This window comes from Stenotrophomonas sp. 2201_Sma (genome assembly GCF_056486685.1).
Genome location: NZ_CM151329.1, coordinates 40,202 through 63,743, shown reverse-complemented (window position 1 = coordinate 63,743; position 23,542 = coordinate 40,202). Strand labels below are relative to the sequence as shown.

17 protein-coding genes and 2 pseudogenes are annotated in these 23,542 nt (G+C 66.0%); 11 read left to right on the top strand and 8 right to left on the bottom strand.

Going from position 1 to position 23,542, the window contains the following annotated elements:
* The first annotated feature begins 18 nt into the window (after positions 1–18).
* On the top strand, positions 19–1,104 hold the full coding sequence (locus tag ACZLIF_RS00270; RefSeq protein ID WP_478462240.1) for a hypothetical protein: 1,086 nt from the start codon (positions 19–21) through the stop codon (positions 1,102–1,104).
* Positions 1,068–3,491, top strand: a pseudogene (gene plsB / locus ACZLIF_RS00265) (glycerol-3-phosphate 1-O-acyltransferase PlsB); the annotation flags it as partial. The gene ACZLIF_RS00270 and the pseudogene plsB, both read left to right, overlap by 37 nt.
* 124 nt (positions 3,492–3,615) lie before the next feature.
* Here the strand turns inward: plsB and ACZLIF_RS00260 are convergent.
* Complete coding sequence (locus ACZLIF_RS00260) at positions 3,616–3,819, bottom strand: YdcH family protein (RefSeq protein ID WP_128987644.1); 204 nt, start codon at positions 3,817–3,819, stop codon at positions 3,616–3,618.
* A 91-nt stretch (positions 3,820–3,910) separates the two neighbouring features.
* On the opposite strand from ACZLIF_RS00260, the gene ttcA reads away from it, so the two are divergent.
* The 5 genes from ttcA to ACZLIF_RS00235 all read left to right on the top strand — a co-directional run bounded on the left by ttcA (position 3,911) and on the right by ACZLIF_RS00235 (position 9,965).
* On the top strand, positions 3,911–4,831 hold the full coding sequence (ttcA, locus tag ACZLIF_RS00255; protein WP_193395685.1) for a tRNA 2-thiocytidine(32) synthetase TtcA: 921 nt from the start codon (positions 3,911–3,913) through the stop codon (positions 4,829–4,831).
* Positions 4,832–4,867: 36 nt separating this feature from the next.
* Complete coding sequence (locus ACZLIF_RS00250) at positions 4,868–5,773, top strand: recombination-associated protein RdgC (RefSeq protein ID WP_053516071.1); 906 nt, start codon at positions 4,868–4,870, stop codon at positions 5,771–5,773.
* Between the two features lie 59 nt (positions 5,774–5,832).
* The gene (locus tag ACZLIF_RS00245) at positions 5,833–6,612 is read left to right on the top strand and encodes a M48 family metallopeptidase (protein WP_053516073.1); all 780 of its coding nucleotides are present in this window, start codon (positions 5,833–5,835) and stop codon (positions 6,610–6,612) included.
* 36 nt (positions 6,613–6,648) lie between these two features.
* Positions 6,649–7,044 carry a hypothetical protein gene (locus ACZLIF_RS00240; protein ID WP_128987643.1) on the top strand — a complete coding sequence of 132 codons (396 nt, stop codon included), beginning with the start codon at positions 6,649–6,651 and terminating at the stop codon, positions 7,042–7,044.
* 119 nt (positions 7,045–7,163) lie between these two features.
* Positions 7,164–9,965, top strand: a complete 2,802-nt coding sequence (locus ACZLIF_RS00235) for a TonB-dependent receptor (protein ID WP_128987642.1) — start codon at positions 7,164–7,166, stop codon at positions 9,963–9,965.
* A 36-nt stretch (positions 9,966–10,001) separates the two neighbouring features.
* On the opposite strand, the gene ligD is transcribed toward ACZLIF_RS00235, so the two are convergent.
* The 3 genes from ligD to ACZLIF_RS00220 form a co-directional block, all read right to left on the bottom strand.
* Positions 10,002–12,455, bottom strand: a complete 2,454-nt coding sequence (gene ligD, locus ACZLIF_RS00230) for a DNA ligase D (RefSeq protein ID WP_128987641.1) — start codon at positions 12,453–12,455, stop codon at positions 10,002–10,004.
* Between the two features lie 3 nt (positions 12,456–12,458).
* Positions 12,459–13,379, bottom strand: a complete 921-nt coding sequence (gene ku / locus ACZLIF_RS00225) for a non-homologous end joining protein Ku (RefSeq protein WP_065182127.1) — start codon at positions 13,377–13,379, stop codon at positions 12,459–12,461.
* A gap of 104 nt (positions 13,380–13,483) precedes the next feature.
* Positions 13,484–13,882 (bottom strand): hypothetical protein, encoded by a 399-nt coding sequence (locus tag ACZLIF_RS00220; protein ID WP_053516083.1) that lies wholly within the window; start codon positions 13,880–13,882, stop codon positions 13,484–13,486.
* 145 nt (positions 13,883–14,027) lie between these two features.
* Between ACZLIF_RS00220 and ACZLIF_RS00215 the strand changes: the two genes are divergently transcribed.
* Positions 14,028–14,372 carry a hypothetical protein gene (locus ACZLIF_RS00215; RefSeq protein WP_065182172.1) on the top strand — a complete coding sequence of 115 codons (345 nt, stop codon included), beginning with the start codon at positions 14,028–14,030 and terminating at the stop codon, positions 14,370–14,372.
* A gap of 25 nt (positions 14,373–14,397) precedes the next feature.
* On the opposite strand, the gene ACZLIF_RS00210 is transcribed toward ACZLIF_RS00215, so the two are convergent.
* The gene (locus ACZLIF_RS00210) at positions 14,398–16,512 is read right to left on the bottom strand and encodes a TonB-dependent receptor family protein (RefSeq protein ID WP_478462239.1); all 2,115 of its coding nucleotides are present in this window, start codon (positions 16,510–16,512) and stop codon (positions 14,398–14,400) included.
* A 171-nt stretch (positions 16,513–16,683) separates the two neighbouring features.
* Here ACZLIF_RS00210 and ACZLIF_RS00205 point away from each other — a divergent pair, with 171 nt between their 5' ends.
* The 3 genes from ACZLIF_RS00205 to ACZLIF_RS00195 all read left to right on the top strand — a co-directional run bounded on the left by ACZLIF_RS00205 (position 16,684) and on the right by ACZLIF_RS00195 (position 19,930).
* Positions 16,684–17,886: an amino acid aminotransferase gene (locus ACZLIF_RS00205; protein ID WP_053516086.1), complete on the top strand. Its 1,203-nt coding sequence runs from the start codon at positions 16,684–16,686 to the stop codon at positions 17,884–17,886.
* Between the two features lie 209 nt (positions 17,887–18,095).
* Positions 18,096–19,112, top strand: coding sequence for a class 1 fructose-bisphosphatase (locus tag ACZLIF_RS00200; RefSeq protein WP_128987639.1), 1,017 nt, complete (start codon positions 18,096–18,098; stop codon positions 19,110–19,112).
* Between the two features lie 107 nt (positions 19,113–19,219).
* A complete protein-coding gene (locus tag ACZLIF_RS00195; protein ID WP_074902476.1) occupies positions 19,220–19,930 on the top strand; it encodes a 2OG-Fe(II) oxygenase in 711 nt (236 codons plus the stop codon).
* A gap of 710 nt (positions 19,931–20,640) precedes the next feature.
* Here ACZLIF_RS00195 and ACZLIF_RS00190 read toward each other — a convergent pair.
* From ACZLIF_RS00190 to ACZLIF_RS00180, 3 genes and pseudogenes are all read right to left on the bottom strand, one after another.
* Positions 20,641–21,153: a hypothetical protein gene (locus tag ACZLIF_RS00190; protein WP_241685915.1), complete on the bottom strand. Its 513-nt coding sequence runs from the start codon at positions 21,151–21,153 to the stop codon at positions 20,641–20,643.
* 605 nt (positions 21,154–21,758) lie between these two features.
* The gene (locus tag ACZLIF_RS00185; protein WP_128987638.1) at positions 21,759–21,977 is read right to left on the bottom strand and encodes a hypothetical protein; all 219 of its coding nucleotides are present in this window, start codon (positions 21,975–21,977) and stop codon (positions 21,759–21,761) included.
* Positions 21,978–22,597: 620 nt separating this feature from the next.
* Positions 22,598–23,452 (bottom strand): annotated as a pseudogene (locus ACZLIF_RS00180) (PA0069 family radical SAM protein); the annotation flags it as partial.
* Between the last annotated feature and the right edge of the window lie 90 nt (positions 23,453–23,542).

Genomic DNA, 23,542 nt, shown 5'->3' with positions numbered 1-23,542 from the left:
TCCGGGGAGTCCGAAGGCATGAGCACGGTAGTGCGAACGAAGTCTGCACGAGGGTGGGGGCTGGCGGCCATGGTGCTGCTGGCCGTGGCCGCGTGCCGCGAGCCAGGCAGTGATCCGGCCCGACCGGCAGCCGAACCGGTGGCCGCCGTGCAGGCGATGGCGCAGCGTCTGGCCGAGGACGATCTGCTCGGCTATGCGAAGCTGTCGGTGCCCCCCAGCCAGTACCAGCGGCTGCAGCAGGCCTGGGCGGACGGACACAGCCAATGGCCGCTGACCGAACTGCCGCTGGGTGACCAGCTGCTGCCGATGCTGGCCGCCCTGCGCAGGCCCGGCGCCAGCGCCGAACTGCAGCGCAGTTTCGACCGCCAGCTGGCCGGGCAGTCCGGCGCGGTGCGCCAGGCCGCGCAGTCGATGGGCAACTTCGGGGTGCAGTACCTGCGCCATCAGAAGGGATACACGCCCAGCCAGCAGGCCCACTACATCGCCCTGGTGGAGGCCCTGTCCGGCTGGGCGCAGGGCGCACCGATCAGCGATCGCGCACGGGCGCGCAGCAGCATCGCCGCGCTCGTCGGCGCCGCCACCCAGGTCGGCTTCGAGGATGATGCCGGCCTGCAGGCCGCGGGGATGGAGGGCAGCCTGCAGCAGCTGGCGCCGTTCATCCACACGCTCAAGGCCGTGCTGGCCAGCTACGGGCTGGGGGTGGACGAAGCCCTGCGCAGCATCCGCGGCGAAGTGCTGTCACTGGAGGGCGACAACGCGCTGGTCCGCCTGCAGTACGACCTGGCCGGGCGCGAGCTGACCCTGCAGCTGCCGCTGAGCCGGCGCGAAGGGCCCCGGGCCCCGCCCCCCCCCCGGGGGGCGCCCGGGGGGGGACGGGGGGGGGGGGGGGGGGGGGGGGGGGGGGGGGGGCGGCGGGGGGGGGGGGGGGGGGGGGGGGGGGGGGGGGGGGGGGGGGGGGGGGGGGGGGGGGGGGGGGGGGGGGGGGGGGGGGGGGGGGGGGGGGGGGGGGGGGGCGGGGGGGGGGGGGGGGGGGGGGGGGGGGGGGGGGGGGGGGGGGGGGGGGGGGGGAGGATCCGGGCCAGTACAACGATGGCCGTCCGGTGATGTACGTGCTGGAAGACTACGGGCTGTCCAACGCGCTGATCCTGGACAAGGCGTGCCGCCAGGCGGGCCTGCCGTCACCGCTGGTGCCGCTGGCCGGCGACCCGACCGGTCGCAAACGCGCCTACCTGGCACTGTCGCGGCGCAGTTCCAGCAACTCGCTGATTCCGGAACAGCGTGGCGCCAAGACCCATTCCGATTCGCTGGCCAAGGTCCTGCAGGCGCATCGCGTGCATGAGGATCTGGACGTGCACCTGGTGCCCGTGTCGATCTTCGTCGGCCGCGCGCCGGACAAGCAGAGCGGGTGGTTTGCCGTACTGTTCTCGGAGAACTGGGCGCTGGTCGGCCGTTTCCGCCGCCTGTTGGCGGTCCTGCTCAACGGCCGCAGCACCATCGTCCGCTTCGCTCCGCCGATTTCGCTGCGCTCCACCGTCAACGAGGGCCTGGAGCCCGAGCGTACGGTGCGCAAGCTGCAACGCGTGCTGCGCACCCATTTCCGCCGTATCCGCGAATCGGTGATCGGCCCGGACCTTTCCACCCGCCGCCTGCTGGTGGACCAGGTGCTGGCCGCCGAGCCGGTACGCGAAGCGATCGCCGCGCAGGCCAAGCGCGACAATTCCAAGCCGGCCGATGCCTGGAAGAAGGCGCATGCCTACGCCTGGGAGATCGCTGCGGACTATTCCAGCCCGGTGGTGCGCTCGGCCAGCTTCATGCTCAGCCATGTCTGGAACCGGATCTATGCCGGTGTGCTGGTTCACCATCTGGACAAGTTCAAGGCGGCCGCGCCGGGCCATGAAGTGGTGTACGTGCCCAGCCACCGCAGCCACATGGACTATCTGCTGCTGTCCTACCTGCTGTACGACCGCGGCATCGTGCCGCCGCACATCGTGGCTGGCATCAACCTCAACCTGCCGGTGGTCGGCACGCTGCTGCGCAAGGGCGGCGCGTTCTTCATCCGCCGCTCGATCCGCGGCAACGCGCTGTACTCGGCGGTGCTCAGCGAGTACGTCGCGCAGCTGGTGGCCGGTGGCTATTCCATCGAGTACTTCGTCGAGGGCGGCCGTTCGCGTACCGGCCGCCTGCTGCAGCCCAAGGGCGGCATGATCTCGATGACCCTGCGTGCCTTCCTGCGCCAGCCGCGCAAGCCGGTGCTGTTCCAGCCTGTCTACATCGGCTACGAGAAGCTGATGGAAGGCGGCAGCTACCTGGACGAACTCTCCGGCCGACCGAAGGAAAAGGAATCGATCTGGCAGCTGCTGTGGGGCATCCCCAAGGTGCTGAAGCAGAACTACGGGCAGGTGGTGGTCAACTTCGGCGAGCCGATCGCGCTGAACGACGTGCTGGCCGAGAAGGCGCCGGAGTGGAAGGGTGAGGCGGTGCCGGAAGACGAGAAGCCGGCATGGCTGTCGACCACTGTCGATACACTGGCCGAGCGCATCCAGGAACGCATCAATGGTGCGGCGGACGTCAACCCGATCAATCTGCTGGCATTGGCCCTGCTGTCCACGCCCAAGCATGCAATGGGCGAGGCGGACCTGATCGCGCAGATCGAACTGTGCAAGACCCTGCTGGTCGAGATGCCGTATTCGGACCGGGTGACGGTGACTCCGCATTCGCCGGAGCGGATCATCGCCCACGCCGAGGAGATCAACGTCCTCACCCGCATCAAGCACCCGCTGGGCGACGTGCTCAGTGTGAGCGGCGACACCGCCGTGCTGCTGAGCTACTTCCGCAACAACGTGCTGCACCTGTTCACCGCCTCCTCGTGGGTGGCGTGCTGTTTCCAGAACAACCGCCGCATGAGCCGCACCGGCCTGGTCCAGCTGGGCCGCACCGTCTACCCGTTCCTGCAGGCCGAGCTGTTCCTGCCGTGGACCGAGGACGAGTTCGCCCAGCGCATCGACCAGACCATCGACGTGTTCGTGCGTGAGGGACTGCTGCAGAACGTCAACGAGGACGATGGCGGCATTCTTGCCCGCAACACCGGGCAGACCGACGAAGTGTTCCGCCTGCGTGCGATCGGCCACTCCCTGCAGCAGGCCTTCGAGCGCTACTACATCGCCATTTCGGTGCTGGTGAAGAACGGGCCGGGCACGCTCGGCGCCGCCGAACTGGAAAGCCTGTGCCAGCAGGCCGCACAGCGCCTGAGCCTGCTCTACGCGCCGGCGGCACCGGAGTTCTTCGACAAGGCCCTGTTCCGCAGCTTCATCCAGAAGCTGCGCGAACTGCGCCTGGTATGGCCCGACGAGAACAGCAAGCTGCTGTTCGACCAGCGCCTGGATGCCTGGGCCAAGGACGCCAAGTTCATCCTTGGTCGCGAACTGCGCCACACCATCGAGCGGGTCAGCCCGGAAGCCGCACGCCCGGACGAGCCCGCGCCGCAGGATTGAGGGATAGCGCCGGGTCCTACGGTGGGTGTGGACCTTGGTCCACACACCTTCCAGCTGTGCCAACCAAAGTTGGCGCCCACCCGAGCAGGAGGCCAACCAAGGTTGGCACCCACCCGAACCCGGCTCACGCCGGCTCGTCGGGAATCTGCAGGCTTTCCAGCCGGGTGATGCAGTCCTTCAGCTGCAGCTTGCGCCGCTTCAGGCGTTTGGACTCGAGCTCGTCCTCGCCATTGGCCGCCATGCGGGTGATCTGTCCATCCAGCAGGCGGTGCTCGGCGCGCAGGGCGGCGAGGCGTTCGGCGATCTCGGCGGGGCTGTAGGTGTCCACAGCCTCCGAGCATACACAGCGATGATGACCACCGGGAGAGGGCCGGACCGTTCCCCGGCCGGGGCCGCTCCAAGCCGGTAGAATGGCAGGCATGAGTGCCGTGATCTCCCTTCCCGACCCCCTGCCGCGCACGCCCCGCGATCCGCGCGCGGCCGAGCGCGAGCAGCACAAGCTGGCCAAGCGCCTGCGCCGCCAGGTGGGCGAGGCGATCGCCGACTTCGGCATGATCGAGGCCGGCGACAGGATCATGGTCTGCCTGTCCGGCGGCAAGGACAGCTATACCCTGCTGGACATGCTGGTGCAGCTGCAGAAGAAGGCACCGGTGCCGTTCGAACTGGTGGCGGTGAACCTGGACCAGAAGCAGCCGGGCTTCCCCGAGCATGTGCTGCCGGAGTACCTGGCCGGGCTCGGGGTGCCGTACCACATCATCGAGCAGGACACCTATTCGGTGGTCAGCCGGGTGATTCCGGAAGGCAAGACGATGTGTTCGCTGTGCTCGCGCCTGCGCCGCGGCGCGCTGTATCACCATGCCGAGACCCACGGCTTCACCAAGATCGCGCTCGGCCACCACCGCGACGACATGGTGGCCACGTTCTTCATGAACCTGTTCCACCACGCCAAGCTGTCGGGCATGCCGCCGAAGCTGCGCAGCGATGACGGCCGGCACGTGGTGATCCGGCCACTGGCCTATGTGCGCGAAAGCGACATCGTCGCGTACGCGCAGGCGCGTCGGTTCCCGATCATTCCCTGCAACCTGTGCGGCAGCCAGGAAAACCTGCAGCGCCGCCAGGTCGGCCTGATGCTCAAGCAGTGGGACAGGGACCACCCCGGCCGCATCGAGCAGATCGCGCGCGCCATGGGCCAGGTCCGGCCCTCGCAGCTGGCCGACACGTCCCTGTTCGACTTCATGGCGCTGGGCCGTCGCGATGACGCACCGCTGCCCGATGCCCATGCCTGGCTGGCCGGTACCCCGGTCGACGCCGACGCAGATCCCGAGACGCCCACCGCATAAGGTCGGTCGCCCTTTCTCTTTGCCATCCGGAAATCCATGTTCTTTCGCAACCTGACGTTCTTCCGTTTCCCGACCGCCACTGATTTTTCTGAAATCGACACGCTGCTGCCGCACGCCGTGCTCAAGCCGGTCGGCGCGCTGGAGATGAATTCGCGCGGCTTCATTTCACCGTTCGGCCGCGAGGAGAAGGAACTGCTCTCGCACCGCATCGCCGAGCACCTGTGGCTGACGGTTGGCGGCGAGGACAAGATCCTGCCGGCAGCCGTGGTCAACGACCTGCTAGAGCGCAAGCTGGAGGAGATCGAGGAGAAGGAAGGCCGGCGCCCCGGCGGCCGTGAGCGCAAGCGTATGAAGGACGACCTGCTGCATGAACTGCTGCCGCGCGCCTTCGTGAAGTCCTCGCGCAACGACGCCTTCATCGACCTGCAGCACGGCTACGTCGCGGTGGATACGTCCAGCCGCAAGACCGGCGAGTACTTCATGTCCGACATCCGTGGCCTGCTCGGCAGCTTCCCGGCAATGCCGCTGAACGCCGAAGTCGCGCCGCGTTCGATCCTGACCGGCTGGATCGCCGGCGAACCGCTGCCGACCGGGCTCAGCCTGGGCGAGGAGTGCGAGATGAAGGATCCGGTGGAGGGCGGTGCGGTGGTCAAGTGCCAGCACCAGGAACTGCGCTGCGACGAGATCGACAAGCACCTGGACGCCGGCAAGCAGGTGACCAAGCTGGCGCTGATCTTCGAAGACAACCTGTCCTTCGTCATCGGCGACGACCTGATCGTGCGCAAGCTGAAGTTCCTCGACGGCGCCCTGGACCAGCTCGAGCATGCCGACGAGGACGGCCGTCGCGCCGAGTTCGACGCACGGTTCGCCCTGCAGAGCGCCGAGATCCGCCGCCTGTTCCTGCTGCTGGAAGAGGCGTTCAAGCTCAGCAAGGCTGACTGAACAGGCACCGCGTGGGCCGCCGGTCATCCAGCGGCCCGAAGCGGCGCTATGCTGGCTGCATGAGCCGCCTGCTGCGCCGCCTGATCTCGCCCACACCGCCCGCCACCGTGCAGCGCGATACCGTTCGCCTGCGCCTGGAGGATGCCGAGATCGACGTGCTGCGCGTACGCGATCCGCGCGCGCGCCGCATCAAGCTCAGCGTCGACGAACGCGGCGCGCGCCTGACCCTGCCGCCGCGCGCCAGCCTGGTGATGGGCGAACGTTTCCTGGAGCAGCATCGCGACTGGTTGGCACTGCAGCTGCGCCAGTACCAGGGCCAGGGCCTGCCCGCACCGCTGCAGCCCGGCGTGGACGGAGTGCTGCCCCTGCGCGGGGAGCTGCTGCCGCTGCGCTGGCAGGAAGGCCGCTACGCACGCCTGGACATCGACGAGCACGGCGCCTGCCTGCAGTGGCCGACCCGTGCCGGTGACGCGACCCTGCGCCGTCTGCTGCGCGAGTTCTTCGAGGCGCAGACCCGCGCCGACGTGGGCCGCTGGCTGCCGCGCTACCTGCCCGGCCTGCCACGGGCACCCAGCCGCCTGCGCTTGAAGGTGATGTCCTCGCAGTGGGGTTCGCTGGCTCCCGATGGCAGCATGGCCCTGGATCTTGCGCTGGTCCTGGGGCGTCCGCAGGCATTCGAGTATGTGCTGGTGCATGAGCTCTGCCACCTCATCCAGCCCAACCACTCGCCGGCGTTCTGGCAGGAGGTCGAGCAACGGTTCCCGGCCTGGCGTGAGCAGCGCGACTACTTCCAGCAGGAAGGGCGACGCCTGAAGGCGATGCTGAGGCAGCTGCTGTAAGCCATCACCCTGCCGGTCCGGCCGTACAATGCGGCCATGCCCGGCATGCTCAAGACTGTCTTTCTTTCCATCGTCGCCCTGGTTGGCGCGCTGCTCGCGCTTGCCCTGGTCACCAGTGCCGGTGGCTGGCTGCCTGCGCTGCTCGGCCTGCATCCCGGCAGCGAAGCGCAGCTGGGCTGGGACCTGGCGTTCACCGTGCTCGGCGGCATCGCCGCGATCGCCTTCGCCACCTACTACGCGCCCTGCTGGCCGCGCGCGCACGGCACCTCGATCTGGTCGCTGCTGGTGCTGGGCGCAGGCTACGGCCTGTGGACGCTCGGCGCGGATTTCCCACGCTGGTTCGTCATCGGCCTGCTGGTGTCACTGCCGGTGCAGCTGCTGCTGGGATGGGGGTTCGGACGCCGGCCCTCACGCAGCGCAACACGGGCTTAACAATCTCCCCCTAGGCTCGGTGCCCGCCGAACGTCGGCAACGCGGCGCAGGGGCCTGTACCCACGGAACCCGGGAACAGGCGCGGCGTAAGACACCACAGGGAACCGGGGAATCATCCGATGCGTTACCAGACCCGGGAGGCCGCCGTCGCGGCCCCCCAAGCGAAGCTGTTGTCCCGCGCCGTACATGCGGTGCTGATCGGCGGCCTGGCCGTGCTGCCCGTCGAAGCGATGGCCGAGGAGGCGATCGAAGGCGATACCCGCCAACAGCTGCAGCAGCTGGACACGGTCACCGTGACCGGCAGCTATGCACGGAGCCTGGAGCGCGCCGTCGACCTGAAGCGCGCCAACATCGGCTTCTCCGACTCGATCGTCGCCACCGACGTGGCCGATTTTCCCGAGCAGAATCTCGCCGAAGCGCTGCAGCGCATGCCGGGCGTCACCATCGAACGCAACAAGGGCCTGGGCAGCAGGGTCAGCGTGCGCGGCCTGCCCAGCGAGTTCACCCTGGTCTCGATCAACAACCTGGCGACGGCGTCCGGCAGTGGCGGACGCGACGTGCAGTTCGACATCTTCGCCTCGGACGTAGTGCAGACGGTGACCGTGCAGAAGTCGCCGACCGCCGCCGATGAGGAAGGCGGCATCGCCGGCTCGGTCTACATCGAAACGGCCAAGCCATTCGACTTCCCCGAGCCGAAGTTCAGTGCGTCGGCCGAAGCTTCGCACAACTCGATCAACGGCAAGATCGATCCGAAGATCTCCTTCCTCGCCAGTGACACCTGGGGCAACTGGGGCGGCCTGGTGTCGTTCTCCAAGGCCAAGCGCACCAACCGCACCGACTCCAACTCAGGCATCAACTTCCGTCCCATGGGCCGCTTCCTGGAGGCGTCGGGTACGCGCGGTTCGCAGGCCGCCGCGGTGCTGGCGCGCGATGCCGGCATCGTCGTCAGCAACCGGATGGACAAGGATGAAACCAGCCGGATTGTCTTCCAGGACAAGGTCGGCGACCGCGTCTACCTCAACGAGCAGGACCAGTGGGGCGCCACCGCCTCGCTGCAGTTCAAGCCCAGCGACACGTTCTCGCTCAGCTTCGACGCCATGCTCGGCGGCTACGACACACACGAGGACGAGTACGATGCCGCAGCGTACTCGGCCTCCAGCCGCAGCACGCTGGACACCATCCACGACTACGACCGTGACACGCTGTCGGCCTACGGCATCACCGTGCTGAAGGACGTGTCCTACACCGCCACCCAGCACGAAATCCTGAGCAAGGAACGCAACGCCAATACCGACTACCGTCAGTTCAGCAGCACGCTGGACTGGAAGGTGGGCAACTGGGACATCGACGCGCTGGTCGGCTACTCCGGCGCGCGCAAGGACTCGGACTACGCCAACCTCAAGCACGTGGCCTACGCGCCGTCGCGCACGCGCTGGACCCGCAACGGCGGCGAGACCGTGCCGAGCACAACCGGCGGCTTCGACATGTACAACGCCGCGGACAAGTACCTGTTCGAAGCGTACGAAACCGAGCTGGAGAAGGTGAAGGATGACAAGTACGCCGCGCAGCTCGACCTGAGGCGGCAGATGAACCTGGCCTTCTTCCCGGCACTGAGCGGCGTGCAGTTCGGCGCGCGCTACACCGACAAGACCAAGGAACGCGCGTTCGGCAGCGGCAAGATCCAGGGCCCGGCCGCCGGCAGCGCCGCGTGGGTCAATACGCGCACGCTGGCCGACAGCAACCCGGTGTGGATCAGCCAGCTGGCACCGGGTGGTGCGTATCGCCCGAGCGACCTGGACTGGCAGCAGGTTTCCAACGCCTATGCGCGCGCTACGTTCCGCTACCCGGGCTATGAAACCCCGATCGATCCGGGCCAGTACTACGAGGTGACGGAGAAGACCCTGGCGCTGTATGCCATGGCCGATCTCTACTTCGATATCGGACAGGTACCGGTGTACGCCAACCTCGGCGTGCGTTCGATCGACACCGACGTCGATTCGTCAGGCTTCCATCCGGTGCAGAACGCCGATGGCAGCAACGGCTACACGCCGACGCCGATTTCGAGCAGCGGCGACTACAGCAGGATCCTGCCCAGCTTCAACATGACCGCCGAGATCGCCGACGGCCTGGTGCTGCGCGGTGCTGCCTCGGAAACGCTGATGCGTCCATCACTGACCGACATCGCCTACCGACGCACCGTCAGCTGGAGCAGCTTCCGCTTCATGGATGGCAACCCGGCACTGAAGCCGACCACCGCCAGGCAGTGGGAAGTGGGCCTGGAAAAGTACCTGCAGAACGGTGGCCTGCTGGCCGCGTCGTACTTCTCCAAGAAGATCGACGGCGTAGTGCGGCAGTCGTTGACCGGTATCGTGCCGAACGTGGAGAAGCTCAACGCCAACGGTTCGCTGGACGGCTACTACGACTTCGAGGTCTACCAGCCGGTCAACGCCGCCGGTTCCTACAAGGTCACCGGCGTGGAGCTGGTCGCGCAGCTGCCGCTGTCGATGCTGCACCCGGCGCTGGAAGGCTGGGGCATCAATGCCAACTACACCCAGCTCGACAATTCGCTGACCGGTGCATCCGACCTGGATATCCCGACGCCGCCGGAAGGCCTGGCCGAGAAGGCGTACAACTTCACCCTGTACTACGAGAACGATCGCTTCAGCGCGCGCGCCTCGTACAACTACAAGGACAAGTACGTCGAGTACATCCATCTGAACATGTATCCGGTTTACCGCGATGCCTATGGCCAGCTCGATGCCTCTATCGGGTTCCGCCTCACCGACACCTGGAAGCTGAACCTGGAGGCGATCAACCTGCTTGATGAGAAGACCACCGGCTACACCATCGACAAGGCCTTCCCGACCCAGTACGAGTTCTCCGGCCGTCGCATCACCTTCGGCATCCGCGCGGACTTCTGAGCCCGCCGCTGCAGGGCCGTGGCCAATGCCCCGGCCCTACAGATCGAGCGACGGCAGGGTCTGCTTCACCGCATCGATGCCCTGCCACGGATCGGCCTTCAGGCGCTTGGCCCGTGCCAGCGCCTTGTCGAGCGGGAAGGCGTCGGCCGCCTTGATCCGCGCAAGCTCTTCCCAGCGCAGCGGCACCGCCACGCCCGCACTTTCGCGGGCGCGCAGCGACCAGGAGCAGACGCTGGTCGCGCCACGCGTATTGCGCAACCAATCGATGAAGATCACACCGCCGCGCTTGGCCTTGCTCATCGTTGCCACATAGCGTTCGGGCGCCTGCTGTGCCATCGCCTGCGCGAAGGCCTCGCAGAATGCCTTGGCCTGTTCCCAGTCGGCGGCGGGCTGCAGGGGGACCACCACATGCACGCCCTTGCCGCCGGACAGCCGCACGAAACTGCGCAGGCCGATCTCCTGCAACCGGTCGCGCACGTCGCGCGCGCCGGCCTTGACCTCGTTCCAGCCGACGCCCTCACCGGGGTCCAGATCGAATACCAGCCGGTCCGGATGTTCGGGATCGGCAACCGTGGCGCCCCAGGGATGCAGCTCGAGCGTGTTCATCTGCAACAGCTGCAGCAGGCCGCGTACATCGTCGATGTAGACGTAGTCCTCGCGACCGCTCTTCTGCTGCAGGGGGACCGCATGCACGGCGTCGCCCAGGCCCGGGCCGTGGTGCTTCTGGAAGAAGCAGGCCTTGCCCGCACCATCAGGGCAGCGCAGCAGCGAAAGGGGCCTGCCCACGATTCCGGGCAGGATCCAGCGCGCCATCTGCCGGTAGTAGTCGGCCACGTCGCCCTTGCGGATCTTCTTCTTCGCGAAGACCACACGCTCAGGGTGGCTGATGGGAACCGCGTCGTCGCTACTCGTGGTCTTTGCAGGCATCGCCAGATCCTCGCCGCTCTTGTCGCTGCGCAGCCGCTTGAAGCTGGCCTGTCGCAGCAGCCCCTCCTTGCCCCAGCCACGGAAGGCCACTTCGGCCACCCTCACTGGCTTCACCCAGTGCACGCTGGCGGCGCGGAACGGGACGTGCGCGGGCAGCGCCACCGCAGCGTCCTCCACCGCCAACGGCTTCAGCGTCCGCGCCAGCGCGCGCAGGCTGTCATCGTCGAAGCCGGTGCCGACGCGACCCACGTAGCGCAGGCCGTCCTTGTCGGGAGTTGCCAGCAGCAACGATCCGAACCCCACGCGCGAGCCCTTCGGCGCGGTATGGCCGACGATCAGGAACTCATCGGTGTCCTCATGCTTGACCTTCACCCAGCTGCGCGCACGCACGTTGACGTAGGGCGCGTCCACCTGCTTGCTGACGATGCCCTCATACCCGGCCTTACCACTGGCGGCGAAGACCTGCGGCCCATGGCCGAGCACGTGATCGCTGAACGCCAGCGTTCCGGGCGTGTCGCCGATCAACGCCTTGAGCAGCGTCTTTCGCTCAAGCAGCGGTGCCGCGCTGATGTCCACTCCCGCCACGCCGGGCAGGTCGAAGAGAAGGTAGCGTAGCGGCGCCTTCGAGCTGCCATCGATGACCCGCTGCAGGGCGGCGAAATCGCTGCGCCCCTTCTCGTCGAGCACTACCAGTTCACCGTCCAGGCGCGCGTCATCAACCGGCAGCGCCTGCACGGCCTGCACGACTTCAGGGAGGTCGCCGGTCCAGTCCAGCCCGTTGCGCGAGCGGAGCTTCACTTCACCGCCGTGCAGATCGGCCAGCAGGCGATAGCCATCCCACTTGATCTCGTGCAGCCAACGATCGCCATCGGGCGCGGCGTCGCGGTGGTCGGTCAGTTGTGGTTTGAATGCACGCGAATACGGGCGGTCGCGGGCGCCCTGCAGTTTCAGCGCGCGCGCGTGCCAGCGCGACTCCGCCTTGCGTGTCTTCCTGTCCGTCATCTTCTTCGCGCTCCCGGGGTGTTCACGCAATGGCGCGTGCAGCAGGTCGTCGGCCTCTGCGTCGCGGGCCTCGCTGTCCTCGCGCTTGATCAACAGCCACTGCACCTGGCGTCCCTTCATCGCGGTCCGCACCAGTTTCCATCCCCCGGCCAGCCGCTGGCCATGCAGGACGAAATCGATCTTGCCCGCTGCCAGCGCCTGCAGTGGATCACCCGCGCATGCCCAGGTGCCGTGGTCGAAGACCTCCACGTGACCAGCACCGTAGTGGCCCTCGGGAATATCGCCCTGGAAGCCGGCATAGGACAGGGGATGATCTTCCACTTCCACCGCCAGCCGCTTCTCGCCAACGCGCAGCGACGGCCCTTTGGGTACCGCCCAGCTCTTGAGCACGCCGTCCATTTCGAGGCGGAAATCGAAATGGCGCGAACTGGCGTGATGCAGCTGGATGACGAAGATCGGCCGCCGCTTCGGATCACCCGGCGCCGGCTGGTCGTCCGGTTCCGGCGTCTGCCCGTTGCCGCCGCCGAGCCGACGCTTCCGCCGGTACTGATGCAGCGACATGGATCACCCTGCCTTGCGCCGTGGCGCTGCCTTCTTCGCTGCCTTCTTCGCGGTCTTCCTGCCTGTCTTGCCGGCCGCCTTCTTCGCCGGCGCCTTGCGCGCGGCCGTCTTGCTCGCGGGGGTTCGCTTGTTCGCATCCAGGCTCTTCTGCAACAGGGCCATGAAATCGACCACATTGGTGGTGGCGTCCTCGCGCGGTGCAGGTTCTTCGTCCACCCGGGTGGTGCCCCCCTTGGCCTTGATCCGCTTGTTGAGCACCTGCTGCAGGCGCTCGCGGAACTCGTCGTGATACTGCGACGGATCCCAGTCACCAGCCATCGACTCGATCAGCTGCTCGGCCATCGCCGTTTCCTTGCCGGTGATGCGGTACTCGGACAGGGTGCCGGTGGGCAGCTTGAGGTCCTCCGGATCGACAAGCTCCTGCGGATAGCGGAGGATCATCAGCACCAGGGCGTGCTCGTGCGGCATCACCGCGCAAAGATACTCGCGGGTACGCACGACCACCCGTGCAATGCCGACCTTGCCGGTGCTGCGCAGCGTCTCGCGCAGCAGTACATAGCCCTTCTCGGCCTTCTTGCCCGGCACCAGCAGATAGGGCTTTTCGTAGTAGCGCGGATCGATCTGCGCCGCGTCCACGAAGGTCTCCACCTCCACGGTCTCATGGCTTTCGGGCGCCGCCGAACGGATGTCGCCTTCCTCCAGCACGACATAACTACCCTTGTCGTACTCGTAGGCCTTGACGATGTCCTTCCACGGAACTTCCTCACCGGTATCGGCGTTGACCCGTTCGAAGCGGATCGGTTTGCGGTCGCGCGAATCGAGCATGCGGAACTGCAGATCGACCTTGCGTTCGCCGGACATCAGCGACACCGGCACGTTGAGCAGGCCGAAGGAGAGTGTTCCGGTCCAGATCGGGCGGGCCATGCGCGCACCTGTGCTTGAGCAGGACCGTCAGCTTCCGGTGCCGGGTGTAAACCACCCGTGTCGATGCCGTGCACGCCGGGTCGGCGCGCAGCATCCCGGCCAGGTCACTGCAGCAGGGGTCTTACCGCCGCTGCCGGAATATGATCCAGCGCGCGCCATGCGTCTTCCACCACCGGCCGCGCCTGCGACCAGCCCAGTCGCGACTGCCCTCGCATCTGTTCCCAATGCTCGGCCAGCTCCTCGCAGGTATCGGCCGCATCCCCACGCGGCCAGTCCGCCGCATGTGTGGTCAGTGCGAAGGCATACACCGGGCACAGGTCACGCCAGTTGCGATGACCGTGACCACGGCGTTCCTCGTAGTCGCTGAGCATGTACTGGAGGTAATCCTGGGCCACGGCCTGCGGATCTTCGTGGCGACGCGTCCGGCGCTGCGCGGTGCGCTGGCCGAGCGGATCGAGCAGGGCGTTGAACACGGACGGGGCGGGGCGTTCCAGGCGGGGCATGACCGGCTCCTGCAGCGGGTCGGGTGGGCAGGAATACCGGCGGCAGCGTTATCCAGCCGTGACAGAGATGTTCATGACGCAGGGTTCGCGGTGCCTTTACCTCGGTGGAGGTGTAGTGGTCCTCCCCATGCCCAGGTACCTGATCATGAGCCGAGAGACCTCCCGAGACCCGCTCCGCGAGAACCGTGCGCCAATTCCCGGCGAGCAGCGCGGCAAGCACGACAACGATGATGCCGACTTCCGTGGCACGGGCGCGCCCTTCTTCGACGCCGCACAGTCCGGCGAGCATCTGCCGGTGAAGCGCGAGGCTGAACAGGCCGCGCTGGACCGCAAGGACGGCGGCGACCGCCATCGGGGAGGGCAGGAGAGCCCGCTCAAGCGACGCGAACGCAAGCAGCACGCCAGCGACAACCAGGACGAGGCGCTGGAGGAAACGTTCCCGGCCAGCGACCCGACGTCACCGTTCGTGCCGGCCAAGGCGCCCGACTGACGTCCCGCAGGCGCCGCCGGTCAGGTCAGCGCCATGACCACTGCAGGCCGACACTGGCGCGGCGGCCCGGGCCGGGCTCGTAGTAGCGGCCATTGCCATCGTTGACGATGACCGAGCCGATGTAGGCCTGGTCAAGCACGTTCTCCAGCCGGGCGAAGGCACGCAGCTCGCCTCCGGGCAGCCGCCACTGGCGGCCCCCTTCCAGATGCAGCAGGGCGTAACCCGGCGCGCGTTCGTCGGCGAGGTCGTTCACCACGGTATCGCTGCTCGCGGTGACCTCCACCGCCCACTGCCAGTCCGCAGGCGTCCACTGCAGGCGGGCGAAGGCCTGCTGGCGTGGAACACCCGGCAGGCGGCTACCGGCATCCACGCGGGTATCGGGCACACGGCAGCCGCTGCCGGCACAGGTCAGATAGGGCGACCGCACCTGTGCCTGCAGCCAAGTCCAGGCCAGCTGCAGTTCCAGCTGCTCGGCCAGCGGCTGCCGGTACTGCAGTTCGATGCCCTGGCGCCGCGTACGGCCGATGTTGCGGTAGGTGCTGCGGCCACCGATATTGCTGGCAACGGCCAGCTCGTCGTCGGTATCTGCGCGGAACAGGCTTGCATCCAGCTGCATTCCATCCTGTGCATGCCATTTGCTGCCGATCTCCAGCGTGCGGCTGCGCGCCGCCGCCAGATCCAGCGCCAGCCCGGCCTGGCCGTCGGCGCGATAGCCCAGTTCGTTGAAGGTCGGTGTCTCGAAGCCACGGCCCACGGCGGCATGCAGGCGCCACTGCGGGTGGGCTTCAAAGCTGATGCCGGCCACGGGTGTGGTGGCCCGGTAGCGGCGGTGGCCGCTGTCGTCCGGGTTGCGGTCGGTGATGTAGCGGTCGTCCGATTCGAAGCGCACGGCACTGTGCCGCACACCGGCCAGCAGCGACCAGCGCGGACTCCACTGCCACCAGGCCTGGGCGAACTGGTCTACGTTCTGCACGATGTCGATCTGGTCGCGGCGCAGGCGCCCGCGCACGCCCAGTGTGCTGCCGACGAAGTTCTCGTAGCCGGTGCGCTGCTGGCGCTGGCGGTCCGCACTGAGCCCGGCGACCAGGTCCAGCGGTCGGCCGGCCACCTCGCCCTGCCAGCTCCAGCGCGCGTCCAGGCCGCCATAGCCACTGTCCAGGTCGATCACACCGCCGGCATGCAACGGGTTGGCCTGGGCCGTCGGCGGGATCGCCAGATACTGGGTGACCGAGCGCTGGCCGGCATAGCCCATCAGCTGCCACCGCTGCGCGCCGGCCTCGCGGCTCCAGCGCAGGCCGGCCTGCTGCTGGCGCACTGATTTGCGGGTGTTGTACTGATGAGCGACGGCGGTGGCCTGGCGCGGGTCGGCCGCGACCTGCGCGCGGGTCAGACCCAGCGGATCCTGCGCATCGGGCGCATCCAGCGCGTTGAGCAGCAGCTCCAGCCGCCCGCCTGCCAGTTCGCCGCCGACGCGGGCGTTGAGCGATTCGCGCCGTGCACGGCTGTGGTCGCGCCAGCCATCGGTACGGAAGTGGTTGGCCGCGATGTTGTAGTCCAGCACCTGACCCGCGCCGCGCAGCTGCGCACCCACGCTCAGGGTCGTGTCCGCGCCCGCGCTGAGCCGCAGCCGCCACGGGTCGCCCGCCCGGCCCTGCGCGCTCCACACCTGCAGCACGCCACCGGAGGAATTGCCGTACAGCGCCGAGAAGGGTCCACGCAGCACCTCCACGCGTTCGGCACCCAGCAGGCTGGCGTGCGACAGCTGGCCCTGCCCATCGGGCATGGTCGCCGGCACACCGTCGATCAGCACGCGTACCCCGCGCACGCCGAACGTCGAGCGGGCGCCAAAGCCCCGGATCGACAGCTGGGTGTCCTGCGCGAAGTTCTGCCGGTCGCGGGCCAGCAGGCCCGGCACCCCGCCCAATGCTTCGGACAGCTGCGCCCCGGTGCCGGCGCGGTCAGCATCGATCCAGACCGTGTCCTGGCTGGCGGGCAGGGCGAACGGATCGATCCCCTGCACACGGGCTGCCTGCACCTGCACCGGGGGCAGGGCGGTCGTGGACGGCTCCGCCATCGCGACCAGCGGCGACAGCAGCAGGGCGGACAGGGGCAGGCGATTGCGGCGTGGGGCAGGATTCATGATTCAGGTTGATGGATCGGTCGGCAACGCACGCCATGGTACGGGGCTGCGGATGACGATGGTGGCGGCCAGCCCCGGCAGGCTTTGTTACGATGGGCCGGTTTCGGCCGAAATGCCGCAAGCCGCGTGGCGCAATTCCTCCCCCTTTCCGTCTACCGAACGAGTACCGCCGTGTCCTTCTTTGCAAACGTGGAACTGGTCCCAGGCGACCCGATCCTGGGCCTGACCGAGGCATACAACGCCGACAGCCGCCCGACCAAGGTCAACCTGGGTGTGGGCATCTACTACGACGAGAGTGGCCGCATTCCGCTGCTGCGCGCCGTCAAGCAGATCGAGCAGCAGCTCGCCGCCGAAGCCAAACCGCGCGGCTACCTGCCGATCGACGGCCTTCCGGCCTACACGCAGGCGACGCGTGAGCTGGTGTTCGGCAAGGATTCGCCGCTGCTGGCCGCAGGCCGCGTCACCACCGCACAGACCGTCGGTGGCAGCGGTGCGCTGCGCGTCGGCGCCGACGTGCTCAAGAAGCTGCTGCCGCACGCCACCGTCGCGCTGAGCAACCCGAGCTGGGAAAACCACCGCGCGGTGTTCAGTGCCGCCGGCTTCGAGGTAGTGGATTACACCTATTTCGATCCCGCGACCCACGGTGTCGACTTCGACGGCATGCTGGCCGACCTGCAGAAGCTGCAGCCGGGCAGCGTGGTGCTGCTGCACGCCTGCTGCCACAACCCGACCGGTGCCGACCTCACGGTCACGCAGTGGACGCAGGTCGCGCAGCTGCTGAAGGACCGCCAGCTGTTCCCCTTCATCGACATGGCCTACCAGGGCTTCGACAAGGGCATCGAGCAGGATGGCGCCGCCGTGCGCATCATCGCCGAAGCCGGCATCGACAGCTTCATCGTCGCCAACTCGTACTCCAAGTCGTTCTCGCTGTACGGCGAGCGCGTGGGTGCACTGTCGATGGTGGCGCCGACCGCCGCTGACGCCAAGGCCGTGCAGTCGCAGGTCAAGCGCGTGATCCGCACCATCTACTCCAGCCCCTCCACCCACGGTGCAGCGCTGGTGGCCGGTGTGCTGACCAACCCGGAACTGCGTGCGATGTGGGAGCAGGAGCTGACCGAGATGCGCGAACGCATCCACGCGCTGCGTCAGGGCCTGGTCGAGAAGCTGGCGGCCGCCGGCGCCCCGCAGTTCGGTTTCATCAACGAGCAGGCGGGCATGTTCTCCTACTCCGGCCTGAGCCGCGAGCAGGTCGAGCGCCTGCGCGACGAGTTCGGCATCTACGCCGTCGGCACTGGCCGCATCTGCGTGGCTGCGCTGAACCAGAACAACCTGGAGTATGTCGCCAAGGCCGTGGCCACCGTGGCCAAGGGCTGAACCCACGCTCCAGTGGCTTGAAGACAAAGGCGCCGGAAGGCGCCTTTGTTTTTGCAGCGTGTCCTGCATCGCCTCCCCTTCCCACGAGCCTCGACAAAAGGAAGGCGCTACGAGCGCATCTGGAAACGATTACGCCTTCCCGCGCTCACGCACGCAGCGGCCAGACGGGCGACAATAGGCGTTTTCCCGCTGCCGAGACCTGTCCGCCCATGTCCCGTACCTCGTTGACCCGCTTCCTGATCCAGGAACAGCACGCCGGCCGCATCAATGCCGACCTGCGTCAGCTGATCGCGGTCGTCGCCCGCGCCTGCACCAGCATCTCCATCGCCGTCAGCAAGGGCGCCCTCGGCGGCGTGCTCGGCGACGCCGGTACCGGCAACGTGCAGGGCGAGGCGCAGAAGAAGCTGGATGTCATCAGCAACGAGATCCTGCTCGAAGCCAACGCTTGGGGTGGCCACCTCGCCGCCTGCGCCTCGGAGGAAATGGACCACAGCCAGCCGGTGCCGGACATCTATCCGCGCGGCGATTTCCTGCTGCTGTTCGATCCCCTCGATGGCAGCTCCAACATCGACGTCAACGTCTCCGTCGGCACCATCTTCTCGGTGCTGCGCTGCCCGACCAACGTCGAACTGCCGGGCGATGACGCGTTCCTGCAGCCGGGCAGCAAGCAGATCGCGGCCGGCTACTGCATCTACGGGCCGAGCACCCAGCTGGTGCTCACCGTGGGCCACGGAACGCATGCCTTCACCCTGGATCGCGAGAAGGGCGAGTTCGTGCTGACCACCGAGAACATGCAGATTCCGGCGGCCACCCAGGAATTCGCCATCAACATGTCCAACCAGCGCCACTGGGAAGCACCGATGCAGGCCTACGTCGGCGATCTGCTGGCCGGCAAGGAAGGTGCGCGTGGCAAGAACTTCAACATGCGCTGGATCGCCAGCATGGTGGCCGATGTGCATCGCATCCTGACGCGCGGTGGCATCTTCATCTATCCGTGGGACCGGAAGGATCCGTCCAAGGCCGGCAAGCTGCGCCTGATGTACGAAGCCAACCCGATGGGCCTGCTGGTCGAGCAGGCCGGCGGTGCCGCCTGGACCGGCCGCGAGCGTATCCTCGACATCCAGCCCGACCAGCTGCACCAGCGCGTGCCGGTGTTTCTCGGCTCGCGCGAGGAAGTGGCCGAGGCGGTGTGCTACCACCACCAGCACGACGCCGCACAGGCCTGAGCGGCGCACTGCGGCCACGCTCATGGCAGTTCGATGACATGACCGTGGGGTGACACCGACGGCGGCAAACGGCACCATCAAGCCCTTGCCGCCGAAGGAATGCACGCATGCACGAGCAGGGCCCGGTCGATTTCATCGAAGTCATCCACAACGCGGTGCCCACGGAGGTCTGTGCTGCCATCGTCGAGCGCCTGCGTGCCACCCGCGGCCTGATGCCAGGTGCCGTCGGCAGCGGCGTGTTCCCGGAACTCAAGCACAGCAAGGACCTGCGCATCAGCGGCCTGGAGGGCTGGCAGGACGTCGACGTACAGCTGCAGCAGGCCGTGTTCAAGGGCCTGCTGACTTATCTACGCCGTTATCCACAGGCGCTGATCGCACCGTTGATGTTGCAGATCCAGGACAGCGACGGTCAGCCGCGACGCCTGTCGGCCGAGGACTTCCCCGACATGCCGGAGCAGCAGTTGGCCGACCTGGCGCGCACCTGCCTGCGCCCGGGCGCGATCAACCTGCAGTGGTATGCCGCAGGCGAGGGCGGTTACCCGTACTGGCACTGCGAGCTGTACCCGAAGGATGCGCAGGCCGAAACGCTGCACCGGCATGTACTGTGGACGCTGTACCTCAATGATGGATTCGACGAAGGCGAAACCGAGTTCCTGTTCCAGGGCCGCAAGATCGCACCGCGTACCGGCAGCCTGCTGATCGCCCCGACCGCCTTCACCCACACCCATCGCGGCAATCGGCCGCAGGGCGGCGACAAGTTCATCGCGACGAGCTGGATCCTGTTCCAGAGTGCGCAGAAGTTGTTTGGGGGTGGGTGAGGCATCACTGATTTATTACCCCATCAGACGGTCATCCCACACCATATGGTGTGGAGTTCCAGTCGCAGCACCGACCGCAGTCCTGCCATGTTGGCAATCAATGCCCGGCGGCGGCAGATTCATCGCAACGAACTGGACCCCGCCCGGAATACGCAGAAGCTGTCAGTGGGGGGGCACCACCAGGAGCTACGTGCTTGGCGTGTGCGTTCGCCCATATCGCTCCGGTCGCCTGTCGGCGATGAGCACTTTGGCGTTCCGCGAATGGAAAAGCATGGTCGGCGTCCAAATGAGGCTGGCAAGGATGAGTGCTGCAGCTACCCATAGCCACTGTGCGGTCAAAATTCCCGCAACAAGGACAATACCAATGGGCGCCACAGAAACCAAAGCGATTACGTAGCAGATTGCATATCTAACGTGGCCCAGCTCCGAAACGATTTCGGTTCCGCAGCTACTGCATTCGGTCCTTACCTTCTTCTCGATCGAACGGCGAAGCGGAAAGCCCTGCCTCGGAGCACCACAACTGGGGCATGAAAATTTGAATGGGGATTTCAATTGCGTATCTCCTCTCCCACTACAGCCGCAGCCGCCAATGCGCCAGAATTGTTGTGTGCTGCTTTGATTGCAGAAGCGCGCAGAAGTAGTTCGGTACTGGGTGAGACGTCACGGACAGCCCCGAATATGTTCTGGCAGGTCTGTGATTCTGCCATTGCCTACTGGAGAGCCGTCGAGCAATACATGTCGCTGTTCCTGTTCGACTCCCAGTAGATCCCGCCATACAGCTTGACGATCCGCCCCTTGACGGTCAGCTCCACCGAGCGTGCCAAGCGGCCATCGCAGAACACCATCAGGCGGTAGTCGGTCTGCTGTCTGTCCATTTTCACTTGCCACTTGTTCTCTGCTGCCTGCTTCAAGAAGAATGCAGCGACCTGCTCTGGATCAGATTCGAGCTCAGCGTCGAAGACCACCGCCAGGAAGGTGACCTTCTGCAGCATCTGGACATCAGTCGGAGGGAATCCAGAAGGCAACACGAACGTCCTGGCAGCCCCGCGCAACTCTGCTTCCGTTGGCTTCCCATTCCAATCTCCGCCTCCTATCGAACGGCCCATTGAGAGGTAGGTCGCACCTATCAGGACAGCCACCGCCACGTAAAGCAGCGACCGGAAAAACGATTTGGTCTTTACCATCCACTTCCCCAACTGCCGTCTCTCTCCGAGATCGGACATGACTCTGTTTTCCCTTACTTTTCCGCAGATAAAATCTTGCAGTTTGTCAGCGCAAAAATCGCGAAGAACGCCACCGTCATACCAATGAGCTCAAACTGAATTGAGTCCGGATGACGCTTGCAGGCTTCAAACGCAGGGACGTCCTCCACGTGATCAAGGCACTCTCTGACAAGACGGTAGAGCGACGACGCCCTACTGTAGAAATAGACCAAGGCGCCGACACTCGTAGCCCTCGCCGTCAAAAGAAGGATCTTTACAAAATTGGCATTATTCACATTTTTCTTCCAGATCCTGATTGATGTTTCTTCCATAGCTGGTGGTCGCAGCTTCCATGAATGCAGCCTATTGTCACCGCGATTGGGGTCTCATCTGGTCCATCCCGCTTGCATCGGCAGCTTTCGTCTTTCCGAAAAATCGAGGTAGACCGAAAGTGCAGACCGACAAGTCAGCCCTTGCTTCTGAGCGTTGCATGCGTTGTCAGAACCAACATCTCGAACAGTGCGTAGATTGCCCCCAGTGTCGCCAGATAGCTCCATCCGCTTCCGACATTTGGACCACAGTATTCCCCGGTAAGGCAGTTGAAGAGATGTCGCAGGATCTGCAGCTCACTCCAGAGGGCTGCGCTGGTCACAACCAGCATCGATAAAAAGATCGCTCGATTCCCAGTCGCCTTGGCTCCGTTTCATTGCAAGCCTCCGCAGCTCCAGCCATGAACGGAGCGGGAGAGTAACCACTGCGCCAAGACCCACGAATCCCAGCAGATGGATGAGAGCGCTCAATAGCGAATTGCTCATTTTCTCTCCATGCAGTTGATGCAGCAGCATGGGCCGCATCTGGGGTCATCATGTGGAGGGCCTGATGAGGTCACTGCTGGTTGCAGAAGGCGATCCAACCGGCGATTAGCCGCAGGGCATTGATATGGCTCTCGAAGCCATGTGGATGCACGCACCGCTCCTTGCCCGGAATGTTGCCGTGACTACCACCCATACCGGCTTCGACCGTATCAGTCCGAATCCACTGTCAACGATTCCCTTGTCGTCGAGAGCTTCCGAGTGAGCGCCATCTGTACAGAATGACGGCTGCCGCCACCCCGAATATCGCCATGCCAAGACCTACCACTTCCCTTGCCCCAAAGACTTCGCCTGACAGAAGTCTGCCAATAGTCACCACAAGGAAGTTCACCGGGAGCATCACAAGAAGCGCGATGCCAAGCCAGAAAAGCGCTTTCATAATGTTTGCTTTCCAAAATCGCAGAGGCGAAGCAGGGTCCGTCACGTTGTCCTTCTACCCTCTGGCGGCTTCGTCCGGGTCTGAGGAAGTGGATAGTAATCTGGAGTTCACACAGTTGAACAGAGCGATGTGTGCAGGCGCGATGTCGCATCCGTCGCCGAGGCGCAGATCGCGATCAAAGTTTTCCATATGCGTTCCGCAGTAGCGCACTACTTCAGAACAACGACCCCTGCGGCGAATCCACCTTCGGCGGCAGCGGCTTCTGGAAGCGGCTGCAATCCAGTTTCGGCCAGTGGCTGTTCTGGGCGTCGAAGCCCAGGCGCTTGCGCGCCAGCTTGAAGCGGTTGTTCAACAGATCCGCATAGACCCCCTGGCCACGCATGCGCGTGCCGAAGCGGCTGTCATAGTCCTTGCCACCGCGCAGCTGCTGGATGGTGCTCATCACGTGCGCGGCGCGATCCGGATGGTGGGCGTCCAGCCAGTCGCGGAACAGCGGTGCAACCTCCAGAGGCAGGCGCAGCAGCACATAGCCGGCAGTGCGCGCACCCGCCTCGTGCGCCGCTTCGAGCACGCTTTCCAGTTCACTGTCGTTGATCCACGGAATCACCGGCGCGACCATCACGCCAACCGGAATGCCCGCCTCATGCAGACGCTTCATCGCGCGCAGGCGCGCGTGCGGTGCAGAGGCGCGCGGCTCGAGCTTTGCCGACAGGCGTGGATCCAGCGAGGTCACCGAAAAATGCACGCTGACCAGGTTCTCCGCCGCCAGTGGCGCGAGCAGGTCGATATCGCGCTCGACCAGCGCGTTCTTGGTGATCAGCGAGAACGGATGCTTCGTCTCCAGCATCACCTCGATCAACTGACGGGTCAGCTTGAACTTGCGCTCGATCGGCTGGTACGCATCGGTGTTGATGCCGAGCGCGATCGGTTGCGGGACGTAGCCTGGCCGGGACAGCTCCTTGCGCAGCAGCTGCGGCGCATTGGTCTTGGCAAACAGCTTGGTCTCGAAATCCAGGCCCGGCGACAGGTTCAGATAGGCATGCGACGGGCGCGCGAAGCAGTAGGAACAACAACACTATATGTGTTCGAGGAAAAGTGTTCAGCACTGCGTCCCCTACGGCGGCTTCCCTACAGACTACCTGCGGAGTTCCGTCCTCTT